The sequence below is a fragment of the Clostridium sp. genome, from assembly GCF_050717635.1.
In the GTDB taxonomy this organism is placed as follows: domain Bacteria; phylum Bacillota; class Clostridia; order Clostridiales; family Clostridiaceae; genus Clostridium_AD.
Genome location: NZ_JBOITO010000030.1, coordinates 387,203 through 405,508 on the forward strand (window position 1 = coordinate 387,203; position 18,306 = coordinate 405,508).

The 18,306-nt window shown below is 30.2% G+C and carries 23 protein-coding genes and 1 pseudogene; 1 reads left to right on the forward strand and 23 read right to left on the reverse strand.

All coding sequences use genetic code 11. The features are described 5' to 3' along the window. Positions 1-5: 5 nt before the first annotated feature. From spoIIIAD to ACREWB_RS15245, 15 genes and pseudogenes are all read right to left on the reverse strand, one after another. Positions 6-389 (reverse strand): stage III sporulation protein AD, encoded by a 384-nt coding sequence (spoIIIAD, locus tag ACREWB_RS15175; protein WP_291642501.1) that lies wholly within the window; start codon positions 387-389, stop codon positions 6-8. Between the two features lie 37 nt (positions 390-426). Beyond that, positions 427-624: a stage III sporulation protein AC gene (spoIIIAC, locus tag ACREWB_RS15180; protein ID WP_431548284.1), complete on the reverse strand. Its 198-nt coding sequence runs from the start codon at positions 622-624 to the stop codon at positions 427-429. A gap of 13 nt (positions 625-637) precedes the next feature. Beyond that, positions 638-1,156: a stage III sporulation protein SpoIIIAB gene (gene spoIIIAB, locus ACREWB_RS15185; protein WP_431548285.1), complete on the reverse strand. Its 519-nt coding sequence runs from the start codon at positions 1,154-1,156 to the stop codon at positions 638-640. Beyond that, positions 1,149-2,078 (reverse strand): stage III sporulation protein AA, encoded by a 930-nt coding sequence (gene spoIIIAA, locus ACREWB_RS15190; RefSeq protein WP_431548286.1) that lies wholly within the window; start codon positions 2,076-2,078, stop codon positions 1,149-1,151. The genes spoIIIAB and spoIIIAA overlap by 8 nt, the downstream gene beginning before the upstream one ends. Positions 2,079-2,241: 163 nt before the next feature. Beyond that, positions 2,242-2,799: an elongation factor P gene (efp, locus tag ACREWB_RS15195; RefSeq protein ID WP_431548287.1), complete on the reverse strand. Its 558-nt coding sequence runs from the start codon at positions 2,797-2,799 to the stop codon at positions 2,242-2,244. A gap of 205 nt (positions 2,800-3,004) precedes the next feature. Continuing rightward, positions 3,005-3,409: a hypothetical protein gene (locus ACREWB_RS15200; RefSeq protein ID WP_431548288.1), complete on the reverse strand. Its 405-nt coding sequence runs from the start codon at positions 3,407-3,409 to the stop codon at positions 3,005-3,007. 1 nt (position 3,410) lies between these two features. After that, positions 3,411-3,863: a hypothetical protein gene (locus ACREWB_RS15205; RefSeq protein ID WP_431548289.1), complete on the reverse strand. Its 453-nt coding sequence runs from the start codon at positions 3,861-3,863 to the stop codon at positions 3,411-3,413. Between the two features lie 6 nt (positions 3,864-3,869). Further along, positions 3,870-4,646 carry a type IV pilus biogenesis protein PilM gene (locus ACREWB_RS15210; protein ID WP_431548290.1) on the reverse strand — a complete coding sequence of 259 codons (777 nt, stop codon included), beginning with the start codon at positions 4,644-4,646 and terminating at the stop codon, positions 3,870-3,872. A 12-nt stretch (positions 4,647-4,658) separates the two neighbouring features. Then, positions 4,659-5,087 (reverse strand): hypothetical protein, encoded by a 429-nt coding sequence (locus ACREWB_RS15215; protein WP_431548291.1) that lies wholly within the window; start codon positions 5,085-5,087, stop codon positions 4,659-4,661. Then, positions 5,077-5,535 carry a prepilin-type N-terminal cleavage/methylation domain-containing protein gene (locus tag ACREWB_RS15220; protein ID WP_431548292.1) on the reverse strand — a complete coding sequence of 153 codons (459 nt, stop codon included), beginning with the start codon at positions 5,533-5,535 and terminating at the stop codon, positions 5,077-5,079. Before ACREWB_RS15220 ends, ACREWB_RS15215 begins: the two co-directional genes overlap by 11 nt. After that, complete coding sequence (locus ACREWB_RS15225; RefSeq protein ID WP_431548293.1) at positions 5,532-5,978, reverse strand: type II secretion system protein; 447 nt, start codon at positions 5,976-5,978, stop codon at positions 5,532-5,534. Before ACREWB_RS15225 ends, ACREWB_RS15220 begins: the two co-directional genes overlap by 4 nt. Beyond that, positions 5,959-6,402: a prepilin-type N-terminal cleavage/methylation domain-containing protein gene (locus tag ACREWB_RS15230; RefSeq protein WP_431548294.1), complete on the reverse strand. Its 444-nt coding sequence runs from the start codon at positions 6,400-6,402 to the stop codon at positions 5,959-5,961. The genes ACREWB_RS15225 and ACREWB_RS15230 overlap by 20 nt, the downstream gene beginning before the upstream one ends. A gap of 20 nt (positions 6,403-6,422) precedes the next feature. Further along, complete coding sequence (locus tag ACREWB_RS15235) at positions 6,423-7,619, reverse strand: type II secretion system F family protein (RefSeq protein WP_431548295.1); 1,197 nt, start codon at positions 7,617-7,619, stop codon at positions 6,423-6,425. Positions 7,620-7,639: 20 nt separating this feature from the next. Then, positions 7,640-9,319, reverse strand: coding sequence for a GspE/PulE family protein (locus ACREWB_RS15240; protein WP_431548296.1), 1,680 nt, complete (start codon positions 9,317-9,319; stop codon positions 7,640-7,642). Between the two features lie 156 nt (positions 9,320-9,475). After that, a pseudogene (locus tag ACREWB_RS15245) lies at positions 9,476-9,562 on the reverse strand (ATPase, T2SS/T4P/T4SS family); the annotation flags it as partial. Positions 9,563-9,807: 245 nt separating this feature from the next. On the opposite strand from ACREWB_RS15245, the gene ACREWB_RS15250 reads away from it, so the two are divergent. After that, positions 9,808-11,541 carry an Rqc2 family fibronectin-binding protein gene (locus ACREWB_RS15250; protein ID WP_431548297.1) on the forward strand — a complete coding sequence of 578 codons (1,734 nt, stop codon included), beginning with the start codon at positions 9,808-9,810 and terminating at the stop codon, positions 11,539-11,541. Positions 11,542-11,688: 147 nt separating this feature from the next. Here ACREWB_RS15250 and ACREWB_RS15255 read toward each other — a convergent pair whose 3' ends face one another. From ACREWB_RS15255 to lspA, 8 genes are all read right to left on the reverse strand, one after another. Next, positions 11,689-11,970: a glycine zipper domain-containing protein gene (locus tag ACREWB_RS15255; protein ID WP_431548298.1), complete on the reverse strand. Its 282-nt coding sequence runs from the start codon at positions 11,968-11,970 to the stop codon at positions 11,689-11,691. A gap of 197 nt (positions 11,971-12,167) precedes the next feature. Next, complete coding sequence (locus tag ACREWB_RS15260; RefSeq protein ID WP_431548299.1) at positions 12,168-12,710, reverse strand: GNAT family N-acetyltransferase; 543 nt, start codon at positions 12,708-12,710, stop codon at positions 12,168-12,170. 134 nt (positions 12,711-12,844) lie between these two features. Further along, positions 12,845-13,234, reverse strand: coding sequence for a hypothetical protein (locus ACREWB_RS15265; protein WP_431548300.1), 390 nt, complete (start codon positions 13,232-13,234; stop codon positions 12,845-12,847). A gap of 307 nt (positions 13,235-13,541) precedes the next feature. Then, complete coding sequence (locus tag ACREWB_RS15270; RefSeq protein ID WP_431548301.1) at positions 13,542-14,681, reverse strand: THUMP domain-containing class I SAM-dependent RNA methyltransferase; 1,140 nt, start codon at positions 14,679-14,681, stop codon at positions 13,542-13,544. A gap of 162 nt (positions 14,682-14,843) precedes the next feature. Further along, positions 14,844-16,130 (reverse strand): uracil permease, encoded by a 1,287-nt coding sequence (gene uraA, locus ACREWB_RS15275; RefSeq protein ID WP_431548302.1) that lies wholly within the window; start codon positions 16,128-16,130, stop codon positions 14,844-14,846. A 77-nt stretch (positions 16,131-16,207) separates the two neighbouring features. Next, positions 16,208-16,744: a bifunctional pyr operon transcriptional regulator/uracil phosphoribosyltransferase PyrR gene (gene pyrR, locus ACREWB_RS15280; RefSeq protein WP_431548303.1), complete on the reverse strand. Its 537-nt coding sequence runs from the start codon at positions 16,742-16,744 to the stop codon at positions 16,208-16,210. A 178-nt stretch (positions 16,745-16,922) separates the two neighbouring features. Continuing rightward, entirely contained in the window at positions 16,923-17,840 is a 918-nt protein-coding gene (locus ACREWB_RS15285; RefSeq protein ID WP_431548304.1) for an RluA family pseudouridine synthase, read from the reverse strand. After that, entirely contained in the window at positions 17,841-18,287 is a 447-nt protein-coding gene (lspA, locus tag ACREWB_RS15290; protein ID WP_431548305.1) for a signal peptidase II, read from the reverse strand. It lies immediately after the preceding gene. Positions 18,288-18,306 lie beyond the last annotated feature (19 nt).

Below are 18,306 nucleotides of genomic sequence, written 5' to 3' on the forward strand. Positions count from 1 at the left end.
TACCTCTACATTATTTTTAGAATAGATTGCATTACTGCCATTAAAATAGGTATTGCAAGAACCAATATAAATATTTTGCCAGCAAATTCCACTTTCCCCGCAAGGCTATTCTCTCCAGCATCCCTGCAAATTTCGCTGCAAAAAGAAGCTAAATAGGCAATACCTAGTATTTTAAAAACTGTGTTTAAATACACAACATCTATATTTGCTTTATTTGCTAAGGTTTGTAAAAAGCTCATTATTATTGTAAGTTTATTTACCATAAACAAAAAAATTAATATTCCTGCTGCAATGCTAACCTGAATTGCTAGATCATCTCTTCTGCCCTTAAATATAAGAACAATAAAGAGTGCCGTGAAAGCAAAGGCAACAATTTTAATCATGTCCATAATGACCTCCTTAAATGTATCATTACAACCTCATGTCCTAAAACTGGAACAGTGTTTTTACTGAAGCAAATAATTTATTTACTAGACTTATCACCATCATAAGAATTATTATCACTCCAGCTAAATTTGCAACTACAGCAATATCTTCTTTACCACCACTTTTTAAAACCTTATCAATAATAATAATCAGAATACCAGTTGCCCCTATTTTGAATAGCAAGCTAACATCTAACATTTAAAAACCTCCTCTATATTAAGGCTATAACCAGCATTGCTCCAAAAGAAAAACCTAAAGCTCTATACATTTTTATGTTTTTGCTCATAAATTCTTCAGATATTGCAATTTGTTTTTTTAAATTTGCTATAGTAAGTATAAATATACTATTTTGACCTTCAATATCAGATTCTCCTAAAGTTTTAGACAAGTCTAAAATAACATTTATATCATCAAAATTTAGATACAATTTGCTTTTCATACCACTTATTGCACTATTCATAGCCTCATAAACATTTTCATATTCATTGTTTACGAGCAACTCACTAGTCCTATTAAAAAGTTCCTTTATTGGCTCTTTACTTTTATGTGCTACACTTTTAAATGCATCCGGTAAAAGAGCATGTACATAAGTAATTTCATTTTGTAGTTGATGAATTGCTCTATGCATCTCATTTAGCTGATAAACTCTATATTTTAACTTCTCGCTGTATATAAATCCTGCCATACTTGAAGCACCTATAATTACCGCACACCCAATTATTTTAATCATAGCTTGGCCTCCATAAATCTTTTCCAAGAGTAAAATCATAAATTCTTTCAATTGTTCCAATCCCTTTTTTATTACTAAGTACTATGCCCCGCGCGAAGACAAAGTTTTCCACGATATCCTTAAAAACTAGCCGCTTATACAGATCATCAATTCCAAATCCATGAATAGTTGTTACTAAACTAATACCAGAATTTAATGCCATTAAAATACTTTCTATATCCTTTTGGGTACCAATTTCATCACAAACTATAACATCAGGAGACATACTTCTAATTGCCATCATAATTCCTTCGCTCTTAGGGCAATTATCCAGTATATCTGATCGTACACCCACATCCATCTGCGGTATTCCTTTAAACGAACCCGCTATTTCCGATCTTTCATCAATTATAGAAACATTTTTACCGTTAAAGTTTTTATCTTTATTCCCATCTGAAATAACCCTTGAAACATCTCTAAGTAGCGTAGTTTTGCCACACTTAGGAGGCGATATAATTATTGTATTGTAAACTAAATTATCGTGGATAATATAAGGCATTACTCTATCAGCACAACCAATAACTTCTTTGCATACTCTTATGTTAATAGAAGAAATATCTTTAATAGTTTTTATGCTATTGTTTTCAATAACACAAATCCCACATAATCCAACTCTATGTCCACCTTTTATAGTTATATATCCCTGTCTGATTTCGTCTTCAAAAGCATATATTGAATAATTGCTTATTCTCTGCATAATATATTTTATGTCTTCGGTCGTTGCAATATATTCCCAAATTTCTTCTTTGCTGCCAATATGAATAAATAAAGGCTTGTTTACTTTTATTCTAAGTTCTTGAAGCTTTTGCAAATTAGGGGTCTGTTCCAATTTGCTTCTAATGGTTTTGGGTAGTATTTCAAATAACTCTTTTGTGTCTAACATTTTTATCACCCTCTCATATATAATTTCTATTTTAGTAACCTGTAAAATATGCCACATAAATCGAAAACTTTTTATCAAAGTTACATTCATTTTACATAATATATGTATTAACTTTCAAAAAAAGAATAAAAAAAAAGAACCATAACGGTTCTTTTAAAGAAATTTAAACTCTTAACATATAATCGCCATTTCTGGTATCAATTCTTATTGTTTCACCTTCATTAACGAACATTGGAACTTGAACTATTGCTCCTGTTTCCACAGTAGCTGGTTTTGTTGCACTTGAAGATGTATTACCTTTAACCCCTGGCTCTGTTGCAGTTATAATAAGTTCTACAAAGTTTGGTGCTTCTACTGAAAAAGCCTCATTCTTATAAAATTTTATAACAGCAAACATATTCTCTTTTAAGTATTTTATAGCCCCTTCAACTCTATCATAGTTAAGAGGTATTTGTTCATATGTTTCTTGATCCATGAAGTAGTATAATCCTTCCGCTGAATATAAATACTGCATTTCTTTTCTTTCTATAACAGCTTCTTGTAATTTTGTAGTTGGGCTAAATGTCTTTTCTGTAACCCCTTGATTAATTACGTTTCTTAATTTAGTTCTTACAAATGCTGCTCCCTTACCAGGTTTAACATGTAAAAATTCAATAACCGTATATACTTGTCCACCCTCATCAAATGTAGTTCCTTTTCGTATATCACCTGCTGATATCATTAAGTATCCCTCCAAAATTCGTTGTTAATTCAATTAATCCATTTATATTATAACCTTAAAAAATATTTTATAACCATATTAACTGTAAATATCACAATGGAACAATGTTATTTTATCAAAACTTAGTAACATTTGCAAATATAATTATATATTATTTAAATATTTTTATATTTCACTATGATTATACCACTAGAATCAGTACATACTACTTATTCTTTATAAAATTCATGCTGATATTTGTAATTTTGGCTTCTTTATTAATATTAATTGTATTTACTCCTAAAAAATTTTTACTTTGAATTAAATTGTATAAGGAAATATACAATAATTTTATATCTCCATTATAAATAACTTCAACACTACATTTCTCTTTCTCTTTCATATTAATAGATTCCACTTTAAAATCACTATTTTTACTTATGCATTCCAAAATATCACTATATCCAAATTTTTCGACTTCATTTATGTTCTTTTTTGCTGTGCTATGTATTACGGTTTGATCTTTAATTTGGATATCCTTATTCTTCATAACAAGAATTTTAAAAGATAAAATCCCCATTAACATGACCAGTATTACTAATATTCTTATATTTTTTATACTTTTAAACATTTTAAACTCCTAATATAACTTTAAAATTAAAATTATCTTCATTTTCTTTATTTTTAATACCTGGAATTAATTTTTTTATTGAATATTCATTTTCAATACATCTTATTACATATATATACTCCTCATAACTTCTAGCTTCAATGTCTATTTCTAAGCTACTACCCGTAATAATAATATTTTTGTAAGTTAAATTACTTTTAGTTAAAAAATCACTTATTTGCTTATATTTTTCAATAATAAATGTATCCGGTTTAAAAGATTCCAAAATGTTAATATTATTTTCTACAGAAGTAGACTGATCTAAAATACTTGTTTTTTTAGAAATGTTTATTATAGTAGCTATCAAAAACACATTTGCTAGTAAAACCACTATAATACATATTTTTATTTTTTTATCCCTTATTATATTTTGTCTATCTAGATACCAGTTAGGAGTGAATGTTTTCTTTTCCATATTTACCTACCCTTTTACTAATATATATTGTAGCAATTGTTCACGCTTTAAATCATCTAATATTTGATTAGATAGAGAAATATTTTTAAATTCATCAATATTTAAGCCTTTAACATTTGCATAATACACTGTTTTACATAACTTCGCATAACCACTATACTTTTCTAAAAATTCATTTATTGCATCTGAATAATCAAACAGTGATAGTTCCTTTATAAATATGCTATTATTAGCAACAATCTCACCACTTACGCATATTAGAAAATACAAATTGCAATTGTAGTAAAAAACCAGTATATAGTTTTTATCACTTATCTTGCTACTATAATAATTTCTAAAACAAATTTGAATTAAGTTTACTTTTTTTAAAGTAATATTATTGTTTATGCTATTTTTTAAAACATCTAAATTATTTCCCTTTAAACAAAAAACTAATATGTCCATATTAGACTTATCTTGTTTAACTAGTTTATAAGTAAATGCAATATGATCTATATCCTTATAATAATACCTTAATTCATTTTTAATCATATCAGATATCAAATGCTTTCTAACTAGTGGCAGAGTTACCATCTTAATATATACCGTTTCACCTTCTACAAGGATATACAAGTTTTTATTTTTTATACGTGCTTCAAAATCTTTTATACTCTGAAAATCACTATAATAAGTATTTGTGGTAACAATACTTTTAACCCTATTTAATATAATGCTCTTAGAAAATTCTATACCTAAAATTTTTTCGTTGGATACTTCAAGAAACATATTTTTTCTAAATTTCATTATTAAACTCCCTTATTTAGCAGTGTAATCAGTTTTTGTAAATATTAATTGAAACCTATCACCCATAGCCTTTAATTTAAAATAGTTATTTCTATTTGTTAAAGTATCGTAGGGCATTGTGAAAATAAATTCCTCTGTTATATTAGAGTACCTCACCTTAGCTAATTCATAAGTTACAATACTCCCTATAGAATCATAAAAAAACTTCTCTATTCTTGATGCTTTTATATCATCATAATTTTCACCTATATAAGTGTAAAATAAGGTCATTAAATATTCATTATATCTTTGATAATTATCTGCTTTTAAAATATATGTTTTATTGCTCTTAGAGTACTCACCTTCCCACATTTGAATATCAAATATGTACATCATTATAATTATGCAAATAAGTCCTACTAGAACCGTATAAACCATTATAAATCCCTTTTTAGTTTGCATTTTCTATAACCAAACCTCTCTCAATACTTTGACCACTCTTCCAAATCATTTTAATATAGAGAATCTTACCGGATTTTGTAGCAACAAAATCTTTTACATCGTCTATAATTAGGTTCTTACTTGAATTATCCTTGGGCTGCATATAAACTGTACCGTACAGTATATAAAGACAGCTATTGATGCATTTTATATGATTAATAGTACTTCCATCTGAATATTTTATTTTTATAACATTCCCATCAGTTTCAACCTGAGTGGCATCTAGATTTACCTCTCTTTGTATCATAGCTATAGCTTCATTTAAATAGTTAAACCCTCTATTTTGTAACACATCACTTTTATATTTTTTCAATTGTGATATCATAATACTATCTACTACCCCTAGCAGTAGAAACACCAAAGCCATAGCAATTATCATTTCTATAAGTGTGAACCCTCTTTTCTTCATTTATAGTTGCCCTTGTAAAAATCACACTGAAGTCCTGGAGTAGCATTTTGCACATTATCATAAAAGCACAGTCTTAAACTATATACATTTAATTCATATTTCAAAAAGCTCAATTGTATATAAATATTCTCTTTTAACGCCTCATCTGAAAACACATTAACTAATGATTTTTGGATTTTGGCCGAAATCATATTTTCATTATTTATGAAAACTCTATTACCTGTTTTTAACCCTTCTAATTCTTCGAATGTCATAGAGTATATAATATTATTTTTCAATGTTTCCATTATAAACACATTATTATTTGTAATTTTAATCGTCTTTTTTATCTTAGAAGAAGTTATATCAAAGGCCATAACTGAGATGAAAATTATAGAGAATATAGACAAGCTACATATTACCTCCACTAAAGTAAATCCTTTTTTATTCCTTGATTTTAACATATGCGGTACCTACTCTCATTGTAATTTCATGTTGTATAGAATTATTATCCTTTAAAATTATTGTGCATGCATCATTACTATATCCCTTATTATCAATTACAATTTGAGCATTACTATTTCTTCCTGTAAATTTATATAAGGTTATCTTATTTTTAAGGGTTAATTTATTTACAACCTTCATTCCATTTGCTACCCTTATTTCATTTTTCACTTTATCAAAGGTTACAATTACACTACAAGTATTTTCTCTACAATACATTTTAGAATTATTAATAAAATCTACTACTGCATTACAGTAATAATCTGCATCCACACTATTTTCCAATTTTTTATAGTACCCTACAGATGCAACGCATACTCCTGAAACTATACTCATAATGGCTAATACCAATATCATTTCAATTAATGTAAATCCTTTACGCATAAATCGTCCTTCCTATGTTTTTAAAATTTGCCTGCAGAGTCCATAACGTTTAACATAGGTAACATAACCGCTAATATTATAGTACCAATCATAACCCCTAAAAATATTATTATAATTGGCTCCAGTAGTGCGGTAGCTTTCTCTACATTCTCCTGTGCATCTTCATAAAAGATATCAGCAGCAGTTAAAAACATTTCCTCTAAATTACCAGTTTCTTCACCGATTTTTACCATAGAAATAAAAAAGACCGGAAAAATGTTCATTCCACTTAAACAGCTGAACAATTGTTCTCCTTTTTTTATATCAACAAAAACCGTTTTAAGCTTTAGCTTGAAATATCTATTACTAATAACATCATTAATTATTTCAAAAGATTTTAATAGTCCCACTCCGCTACCTAATAGTATATTAAGTCCTCTTGTGAATCTTGTATAAATAAGACGCTTATATATAGGCCCCAGTGCCGGGCATATAAATTTAAATTTATCAAAGTTTATTTTTCCACTTTCAGTTTTAAAATATTCCATGAGCATGAAAACTAGAATTAAAATCAACATTGAAATCCATAAGAAATTATTACTTAAAAAGCTACTAGTTCCTAAAACAATTTTTGTTATTAATGGAATATCCGCATTAAGGGAATTTAGATTTGTTATGAACACTGGGATTACCTTTATAAATAAAAAAAGCGATACTACCATTAATGTTAAAAATACTGTGCATGGATAAATCATGGAATTAGTAAATTTTTTTAGAAGTTTATACTCTTTTTCATAATACTGTGCTAATTCATCTAGAATTATATCTAATTTTCCACTTTCCTCACCTAAATAAATCATATTTATCATAAACTCTGGATAAACATTTATAGTCTTTTTCATGCTTATATAAAGTGAGTTACCCTTTTGTACATTTTCTTTTATGCTAATAAGACTATTTTTTATGGATTTATGCTCCATTTGCAAATAAAGCAAATGAAGAATATCGCATACGGGTATTCCTGATTTAATACATATTGAGAACTGCTTGCAAAGTATAGATATAGTTTTTAAATTAGGTTTAGTGGAAATGTCAGTTACTTTTTTTATACTTCTACACTTTATTAAAAATATATCTTTTTCTCGTAAGTGTAATGCTAGTTCTTCTGCACTATCACTATAGGTCCTGCCCTTTACTATTTTTCCATTTGTGGTTTTAGCCATATATTTATATCTCATGTTATATTTCACCTAATACCTTATTTAAAGTTATAGCTATAAGTAGCGTTAATAAATTCCTCTATTGAAGTTACACCACTTCGTACTAATGCCTTACAACTCTCCCTACATGAACCCGAACTATTTTCGGTGCAATAGAGCCAAAGCTCATTACTTATACCACTTCTAGCTATAATAGATTTATGATTACTATCTAATTTTAATAATTCATATACCACTGTCCTACCTTTGTATCCAGTACCGTTACATTTATTACATCCTAAAGCACTATATATTACTTCTCCCTTTTCAAGGTTAAAGTTATATAAATCTTCAACACTAGTCTCACCTTCTATTTTACAATAATCGCATAATTTTCTTACTAATCTCTGGGCTAATACCACAACAAGTGAATCTGCCACTAAATATGATGGAATACCCATATCTATTAACCTTGAAATTGAACTTACTGAATCATTAGTGTGAAGCGTTGATAATACTAAATGCCCAGTTATTGATGCCCTCACAGCAATTTGCGCTGTTTCTTCATCACGTATTTCTCCAAGCATTATTACATCTGGATCCTGCCTTAAAATACTTCTAAGACCCGTTGAAAAAGTCAGTCCAGCTTTATTGTTTACATTTACCTGATTAATCCTAGGCATGTTATATTCTATAGGATCCTCTATAGTAATAATATTTTTACTTTTACTATTAATTTCATTTAGTAGTGCATATAATGTTGTAGATTTTCCACTTCCCGTGGGGCCCGTCACAAGTATCATTCCATGTGAAAGTTTTAATATATCCTTTAAAATAATAACAACATTAGGACTAAATCCTAATGAATCTAATTTAATGAATCTCTCTGATTTGTATAAGACTCTTATAACTAGTTTTTCACCATACATTGTTGGTAGTGAAGATACCCTAAAGTCATAGTCTATTCCGTCTATATTCTCCGTTATCTTACCATCTTGGGGAATTAACTTAGTGGCTATATCCATATTCGCCATTATTTTAACTCTTGTACACAAGGATTTATATACATTACTTGGAATTTGATTGATTTCATTTAGGATTCCATCTACTCTCATTCTAAGTATAGCAAAATGCTTAAAAGGTTCTAGATGAATGTCACTAGCTTCTGCATTAACTGCCTGCTTTAATAATGAATTTGTTATCCTTATAACTGGCGCATTTTCAATTGAAATTTCTGAATGTATTCCCTTGTTTTTTTCTTTACCTTGTAGCATATATTCTCTTTTCATTTCTTCAACTGCCACATCCACAATTTGTTTCCCATAACAGTTTTCTATTGCCTGAGATATGTGACTTTCCAAAGAAAAGAAAATTTTATTTTTTTTGTTTGTTATAAATTTAAGTTCATCAACAACCTTTATATCAAATGGATTTGTAAACGCCACATGTACTTCATTATCATTTTCATAAAATGGCATTAAACTATACCGCTTAGCTACTTCTTTGGATATGGAATTAAATGAGTTATCTTTTACACTTTTAGTGTCTAAATCAATAAATGGTATATTAAAATTATTCTCCATTATTGAAATAAGACCATTTAAATCTACATTTACATGACTAAAAATTATTTGTTCCTCACTACAATTTCTTTCCCTTGAAAGCGCCACTACTTCTTTACACTGTTCTTCCGTAATTAAATTTTTATCACATAATAATTGGAGTAATTTTTTTTTCATATTATCTTACCTTTTCCCTTTGTATACCTTTTTAATAATTGCCCTTTTTTTTAATTCTATTCAATTTTTAGGTATTAAGTAGTGCCACCCACGTGGCAAGTGGCAAAAGTGACAAGCTGTAGCGTATAAATGTTATACTCTTAACAACGGTTTTACTCAAGAAAACTCTTTTATAACTGTGGTCGCAGATGCTTGTTGCGCTGTTTCTTCATCACGTATTTCTCCAAGCATTATTACATCTGGATCCTACCTTAAAATGTGACTTTCTATAGAAAAGAAAATTTCATTTTTTTTATTTGTTATAAATTTAAGTTCATTAACAACCTTTAAATAAAATTACCATATAAGTTCCCAGCCTATGACTTTTCAATAATTTTCTTTAATGGTATACTAATATTATAGTTTATCTTAATACTAATATATTAGATAATTTTCTACTTGCAAATTATAAAATTTTAATATTTATACAAATTGAAAGGATGATATATATGGCATTAGATGGTATTTATTTATCTAGCCTCATTGAGGAAATAAAGGATGTAATCATAGATTGTAGAGTTGATAAAGTAACACAACCAGAAAAAGATGAAATTATATTAAGCTTTAAGAAGAATAGAAAAGTATATAAATTATTAATAAGTTCAAGCTCAAATTATCCTAGAATTCACTTTACAGAATTTAATAAGCAAAACCCAATAAAGGCACCTATATTTTGCATGGTTTTAAGAAAATATTTAAATACAGCTACTGTACTAGATGTACGACAAACGAATTCGGATAGATTACTTACCATTGACCTTAAAAGTAGCGATGAATTAGGCTTTGATAGTGTGTACTCACTAATAATTGAAATAATGGGTAGACATAGTAATATTAGTTTAGTTCGCACTAGAGACAATTTGGTTATGGATAGCATTAAACATGTTACAGCTGACGTTAACAGTTTTCGTGTTTTATTTACTGGTGTAGAATATATGTACCCTCCTGTTTCTACAAAACTTGACGCCTTTAATACCAGTTATAATGAATTTTATGAGTATATAACCACAAAAGATATAAACTTCACTGAAAAGTTTTTTACAGGTACATTCACAGGCGTAAGTTCTGGGCTTTCTAAGGAACTTATGTACAGATATTCTACCGAGAATACTGATTTTGATCTTGAACATGCGAAAGACATATATGATTTCACCATAAACTTATTTAAATGCATGCATGATAATATTTTTCTAGCCTCCTATGCTATGAAAGGTAAATTAAAGGATTTTCACTCAATTAAACTTACCGCCTTAAGTGATTGCACCTATGAAAAATATGATTCACCTTCTAAACTTATAGAGGATTTTTATTTTCAAAAGGATAAACATGATAGGTTAAACGCTAAAAGCGCAAATCTCCAAAAAATAGTTAATACCAACATCAGCCGTTGCGACAAAAAGATAAAAATACTCCTTGAAACCTTAAAGGAATGTGAAACTAAAGGTTCTTATCAGTTACAAGGTGAACTTTTAACCGCTAATATATACTCACTTAAAAAAGGTGATAAATTTGCTGATCTTGTAAATTATTATAGTGAAAATGGAGAATCTATTAAAATTAAGCTTGATGAAAATAAAACTCCTTCGCAAAATGTTCAACACTACTATAAAAAGTATAATAAATTCAAGAAATCGGAAGAAATGGGTTTGATTCAAATGGATCTTACCGAGAACGAATTAAAATATCTTCACTCTGTACTCACTAACATAATAAATGTAGATAACTATAATGAAATTGAAGATATAAAAAATGAATTAATAGAAACTGACTATATTACTTATAAAAAACACGGTAAAGCTAAAAAAGCAAAGCCAACAAAACCTATGCACTTTATTTCAAGCGATGGCATTGATATATATGTAGGTAGGAATAATATTCAAAATGATTTATTAACTTTAAAATTCGCCAATAAAAATGATATATGGCTACACACAAAGGATATTCCAGGCTCCCACGTTATTATTAAAAACTTTGGTGACGTACCTGAGACCACCTTACTTGAAGCTGGAAACTTATCAGCCTTTTATAGTAAATCTAAAAATTCCTCTAGTGTACCAGTGGATTATACCGAAGTTAGAAATGTAAAGAAACCCTCAGGTGCAAAACCTGGGATGGTTATTTACTCTACAAATAAAACAATATATGTAACTCCATGTGAAAGCCGCTTGGAAAAAGTTAACTAAAAAATAGGAACGCGACCTATGGAGTTTCTCCTGCGTGACTTGAAATAAGAGTTTGAACCGTGAAACCCATATCAGAGTGATATGGGTTTTGCTGTGATGACATATATGAAGAACTCGAAATAATGACTTTATATTTTAAAAGTTAAATCACCATAAATAATCAATTATTTTAGGCACTAATAATATAAGCGTCGCACCTATAATACTCAATAAAACAACCTTAATTACATCTCTTTTTACATCCTTTGTATTTTTATCCATTAGTACACCTATGACTATGCCCAAAAGCATACCCAACCCAGCTCCAATAGCTATGTTATTAAATAGCACTCCAAATGCTGCTCCAAATACTAGTCCAATTCCAATTCCAACGCTAAGATAATAATTCTGGTTATCTTTTTTTTCATTATTATTGTTCTTATCAGACATATTCACCCTCCTTTGCTGCGTTTAATCTTAAAGATGCTAAATAACTGAGTCTAAAACTATGTTAGTTCAACCATATAAACTGGAATTTATCTATCAACTACTACCTTACCATCTGAATCTAATAATGGCGTCATTCCATTCAGACCAGTTCCAACAGTCGTTAAGTTACTTATAGTAGTGAATTTATACTTACTCCCTTAATTTTTATCAGATATAATCGCAAGCATCTGATGGTCTTCCCACTTTCCATTTATTTTTACATTCTTCTTTGCTATACCTTCTTTACAAAAACCTACTCTTTCTAATACAGTTACAGATCCAATGTTATGAGGCATTGCACCTGCTTCAATCCGATGCAATGATAATTCATTAAATGCAAATTCTACTACCACCCTAATTGCTTCACTCATATACCCCTTGCCATTAAATTGTTCGTCAAGAGCATAACCAACCATGCAACACTCCTTTGGACCACGTTCTATTTTAAATAAAGAAATATCTCCAATTAACTGTTCTGTATCTTTCATAAATATGCCAAAAGAATATTTTTCATCATTCTCTCTCTGTTTCAAACAATTGCTTAACGATTCGCGTTGCCATTCTATTGTATAATAAGCATCCTCCCGTGCTATAGAATACTTTTGAAAAAAAGTTCTATTTCGGATTTCCAAGCCACACAATGCTTCTGCATCTAATTCATTTAAAAATCGGATAAAAATCTCCTTACCTACAAACATCATAATGATATTCACCTTCCTTTTCTAATCCAGCTTCAATTTCCAATAATATTCTCCACTTACACTTGTTTATTATGGAATTTATGAAGAAGACGAACTAATCAGCTTTCTGTTTTCGTTAATTTTCGAAAATATCATTATCGTTTTTCTCTGTCAAAAACGCTAAGATGAAATCCATTAAACAAGAATATACTAATTACAATCAATGCCCATAAACTCAAAAATATAGTTAGTCTATATGTTAAATTAGGAAGGAAAATTGTTAAAAAGGATATAATAAAAATCAAAGGAAAACTCATACGAAGCCATCTTGTTGATGTTATTCGTATTATATCTCCTTCTTTAACTGCTATTTCATTGCTCTTTACTCCAAATTGTGTGACCTTTATGTGAGCTTTACCATCAGGAAGTTCAACGTCTACACTATTATTTTCCATAACACTGTCTGCCTTTTCTCCGTTTACTTGTATTTGGATTTTTGAGCTTATGCCCTGCCATCCAGTATTTCGTTTAATAGTAATTGACATATTATTATCTCCTTTCTTAGAAACGTTCTGCTTCATAATTGAAATTGGTTACTTCTCTATTTATTACAACTACAAAACACCGTATAAATACATTGTACCATTTTACTCATAAATATTGGTAACTTATCCTTTCGAAAATATATAACTATTTTCTAACCCATTGCTCGAAATATAACTCAAAAAAAGACAAGGGATATGTGTATAATATATCCCTTGTCTTTCTACTGTAACATGCATGATATTATGAGCATTCTCCAAATGTGACCTTACACTTATTGCAAGGCACGTAGGAGAATTTTCATAATTCTCAGTCCTCTTTCTTTTTTCTTGGTACTTCTTTTATATATTGGTAATAATAACACAAAATCCTTCCATTATATAATTTCCTATTTTTATCAGCTTTATTTCCAAAGTCTTTCTGAAAGTCCTTATTAGCTGTTATTACAAAGCAGGACCATTCATTTAAACTCCTATACATTTCCCCAAAGTCGTTATGAAGTTTTTTTAACTCTTGAAGCTCACCCATTCTTTCTCCATAAGGTGGATTTGTTATTATAACTCCATATTTCTGCCTAGAAGTAAAACTTTGCATAGGTATTTTCTGAAATTTTATACAGTCCTTAACTCCTGCCTTTTCAGCATTCTGTATAGCTGTTCGAAGCAGACTTCCGTCAATATCTGAAGCTAGTATTTCAACTTCATTGCTATTTACAGTTTGTCTTGCACCGTCTCTAACTTGCTCCCAAATGTCGCTTTCCATATTTGGCCAAGTTTCACTTACAAATTTTCTATTTATGCCTGGTGCAATATTTTTACCTATAAGGGCTGCTTCTATTGCAATGGTTCCTGAACCACATAGAGGATCAGCAAGGACTCTAGTAGTATCCCATTTACTTATTAACACAAGGGCTGCAGCTAGTGTTTCTTTCAGCGGTGCTTCACCTGCATATTCTCTATATCCTCTCTTATGTAATCCCACACCTGAAGTGTCTATTGATAGTGTTACTGTATCTTTTAAAATTGCAACCTCTATTTTATATACCGGGCCTTCTTCTGAAAACCATTCTGAATCATATTTTTTCTTCATAGCCTCTACTACTGCTTTTTTTACTATTCCCTGACAATCTGGAACACTGTGAAGTTGTGATTTTATAGATTTACCTACTATGTGCATCTTACCGTCCTCGGGTATTAAATTACCCCAATCTACTGCGAGGGTTCCTTGAAATAGTTCTTCAAAAGATAGAGCATTAAATTCTGCCATCTTTATAAAAAGTCTTTCTGCAGTTCTTAGCCAAATATTGCATATAGCAATATCCATTTCATCTCCTTTAAACGTTACTTTTCCATTTTCAACAATTAAATCTTCGTAGCCTAGCTGCTTTAGTTCCTTAGCTGTAACAGCTTCTAAACCAAAAGACGTAGTGGCAATTAAATTATACATCATATATTATCTCTCCCATTTCTTCTTCCTTATTGATTAAATCTCTTATATTATGATATCTCTATTTGTTATTATTGTCTAGGAATTTTAAATTAGTCTTCTAATAAAAATAAAAGTGTCAGAATTATCTCTGACACTACATTTAAGTTTTTACTCATTAAAATCTTATTCTTTTTCTTCTGACACACTCTTTTCAGGTAAAACTAAGTTCAGTATTACACCCACTAAAGTTGCAAGAGCAACCCCTGCAATCTCAACTTCTGATCCTGCGAGTGGGAATTTAATCCCGCCTCCACCAATACCTAAAACTATTATAACTGAAGCAATTATAAGATTTCTTTTTTTACTAAAATCAATTTTATCTTCTACAAAAATTCTAAAACCTGAGGAAGCAATTATTCCAAATAACAGTACACTAACTCCTCCAATAACAGGCAGTGGAATATTACCAATTACCGCAGATACAGGTCCTATAAAGGATAATATAATTGCAATTATAGCAGCTCCTCCAATTACCCAAACGCTGTATACCTTCGTAATTGCCATAACTCCTATATTTTCTCCGTAAGTAGTATTAGGAGGTCCACCTACAAACCCTGCAAACATTGTAGCAACTCCATCTCCAAGTATTGATCTATGTAGTCCCGGATCTTTTGTAAAGTCTCGTCCTACAACATTACTTGTTACATACACATGGCCAATATGCTCAGCAAGGGTTACGAAAGCTACTGGAGCCATAAGCATAATAGCATTTATATTAAATGTTGGAAGCACGAAACTTGGTAATGTAAAAAATTTTGCGTTACCTATTTCCTGTAGAGCTTCCTTTGGAATTACTCCAAGGATCAAACAAAGTATATACCCAATTACCATTGCGATGAGTATGGGTACTACACCGAAAAATCCTTTGAAATACATAGTACCCAAGATAGCAACTCCAAGGGTTGTCATTGATATAAATATCCATTTAAATCTAGATACACCCTCTAGTGCTGGTGTTGTAAATGTTGAGTTTAATCCCGCCCAGTTTATAGCAACTCCAGCTAAACTAAGTCCTATTACAATTACAACAGAACCTACCACCACTGGAGATAACATTCTATCTAACCATTTAGTTCCTGCAATTTTAATAATTAGTGCTACTATTACATATACAAGCCCCGCAGCAATAATTCCTGATAGCATAGAACTTTGCCCATATAACTTTGTGGCAACACCCATAGGTCCAATGAACGCAAAGGATGAGCCTACATATGCAGGAAGTTTAGCTTTTGTACATAAAATATATAATAGTGTTCCCACTCCACTACAGAACATTGCTATTGATGGACTAAGACCTGTGATCATTGGTACAAGGATAGTTGCACCCACCATAGCAAATAAATGTTGAAGACTTAATGGAATAGTCTTTAGAATTGGCAATCTTTCATCTACATCTATATAATTTTTCATTTAGTTCCCCCTTTTTAGTCTCGCTGGACTATTTTAAAAGACAATTTTTATTCTTTAAAGCTGTATCTTCTGTGAAGCTATAGTTCATATATACACACTGAATCCTTACCATCAATTTCTAAAAGTTCGACAGATATCATTTCTTTTCCTGAAGTAGGTATGTTTTTGCCTACATAATCTGCTCTTATAGGAAGTTCTCTATGCCCTCTATCTACTAATACTGCAAGTTGTATCATCTGAGGCCTACCCTTGGATATTATGGCATCTATGGCGGCTCTTGCTGTCCTGCCAGTATAGAGTACATCGTCCACTAAAATTATTTTTTTTCCTCTTACGTCTATACCTAAATTCGAACTATTTAAAACAGGTTGCTGATTTGATGATGTAAGGTCATCTCTATATAATGTAATATCAACAGATCCTACTGGAAGTTTAATACCCTCAAACTGTTCTATTAGGATAGATATTCTTTGTGCGATTGGTTCACCTCGTCTTTTTATGCCTACAAAGATTATGTTTTCTACCCCTTTATTTTTCTCAATAATTTCATGTGCTACTCTTGTTAAAGTTCTTTCTATTGCTTTTTTATCTAAAAGTACTGATTTTAATTCCATAATCTCACCCCCTATTTAGTAGTGTTTTTTATTTATACCCAGTATAAAAAAGCCCTCACCATAAGGTAAGGGCATACTATACTTGCATACTAGTATTGCTATCACTATCCTTATGAACTCTCTGGAACATTTAAAGGCATAAATATTATATTAAAGACATACTATCATAAATTATGTGCTATTTCAACTCTTTTCTTAACTTGGTTATAAGTTTTTCAAAATAATCTGGAAGAGGTGAAATAAATTCTATGTACTTTTTAGTGGTTGGATGGATGAATCCAAGCATTTTGGCATGAAGAGCTTGCCCCTTTAAATTAAATCTCTGCTTTTTATAACCATAAACCAAATCACCAACCAAAGGATGTCCTATCTTTGCCATATGTACTCTTATTTGATGAGTTCGTCCTGTTTCTAAATTACATTCAACTAATGTATGACTTTCAAATCTCTCTATTACACTATAATGGGTAACAGCCCTTTTACCACTTTCTACTACACCCATTTTTATTCTGTCAGTAGGATTTCTTGCAATAGGTTTATCAATTATACCTTCATCGCTTTTAATTATACCTTCCACAAGGGCCACATAACTTCTTTTCGCTGAATGTTCTTTAAACTGATCCGCTAAGCAGTTATGAGCATTGTCATTTTTAGCCACCACTAAGGCTCCAGATGTGTCTTTATCAATTCTATGCACTATTCCTGGTCGTAGTATACCATTGATACCTGATAGGTCCTTGCAATGATTTAAAAGCGCATTAACTAGTGTTCCAGTATAGTTTCCAGGTGCTGGATGAACTACCATATCTTGCGGCTTATTAATTACAATTACATCGCTATCTTCATATATAACATCCAGTGGTATATCCTCCGCTTTTATATTTAACTCTACAGGCTCTGGAATAGTTATTGTTACTTGTTCCTGTAATTTTAATTTATAATTACTTTTTCTACATTTACCATTTACGAAGGCCGTTCCGCCTTCAATTATCCCTTGGACATGGGATCTAGATTTATTTTCTAATTTACTAGAAATAAACACATCTAATCTCTGTGAAACTTCACTCTCATCAACCTTAAATTCAAAAACATCCATCTATATCTCTCCCTTTAGTATAGAAATCATCAGAACAAATGTACCCAGGACTACTAACATATCAGCTACGTTAAATGTTGGGAAATAATATACATCTTTGTAATGAAGTAAAATAAAATCTACTACGTATTTATAAAATAATCTATCATATAAATTTCCTAGCGCTCCACTTATGATCAGTGCAAAGCTTATTCTTACGAGTTTTGATTTTGGCTTATACGCAATAATATAATATATCATTCCTGATATAACAAGTAAAGTAACTATAGCTAATATTATTATTTTATTTTGTAAAATTCCGAAAGCCGCTCCTCTATTCTCTAAGTATTCTAAACTAAAAAAGTCTTTAATTAATACAACTGCACTGTTTTCTTTTAAAGTACCAAGTGCCCAAATTTTAGATAATCTATCCAATAGCAAGCCTAAAAAAACAATTAATATTTCCATACCCTTCCCCCTATGCTAT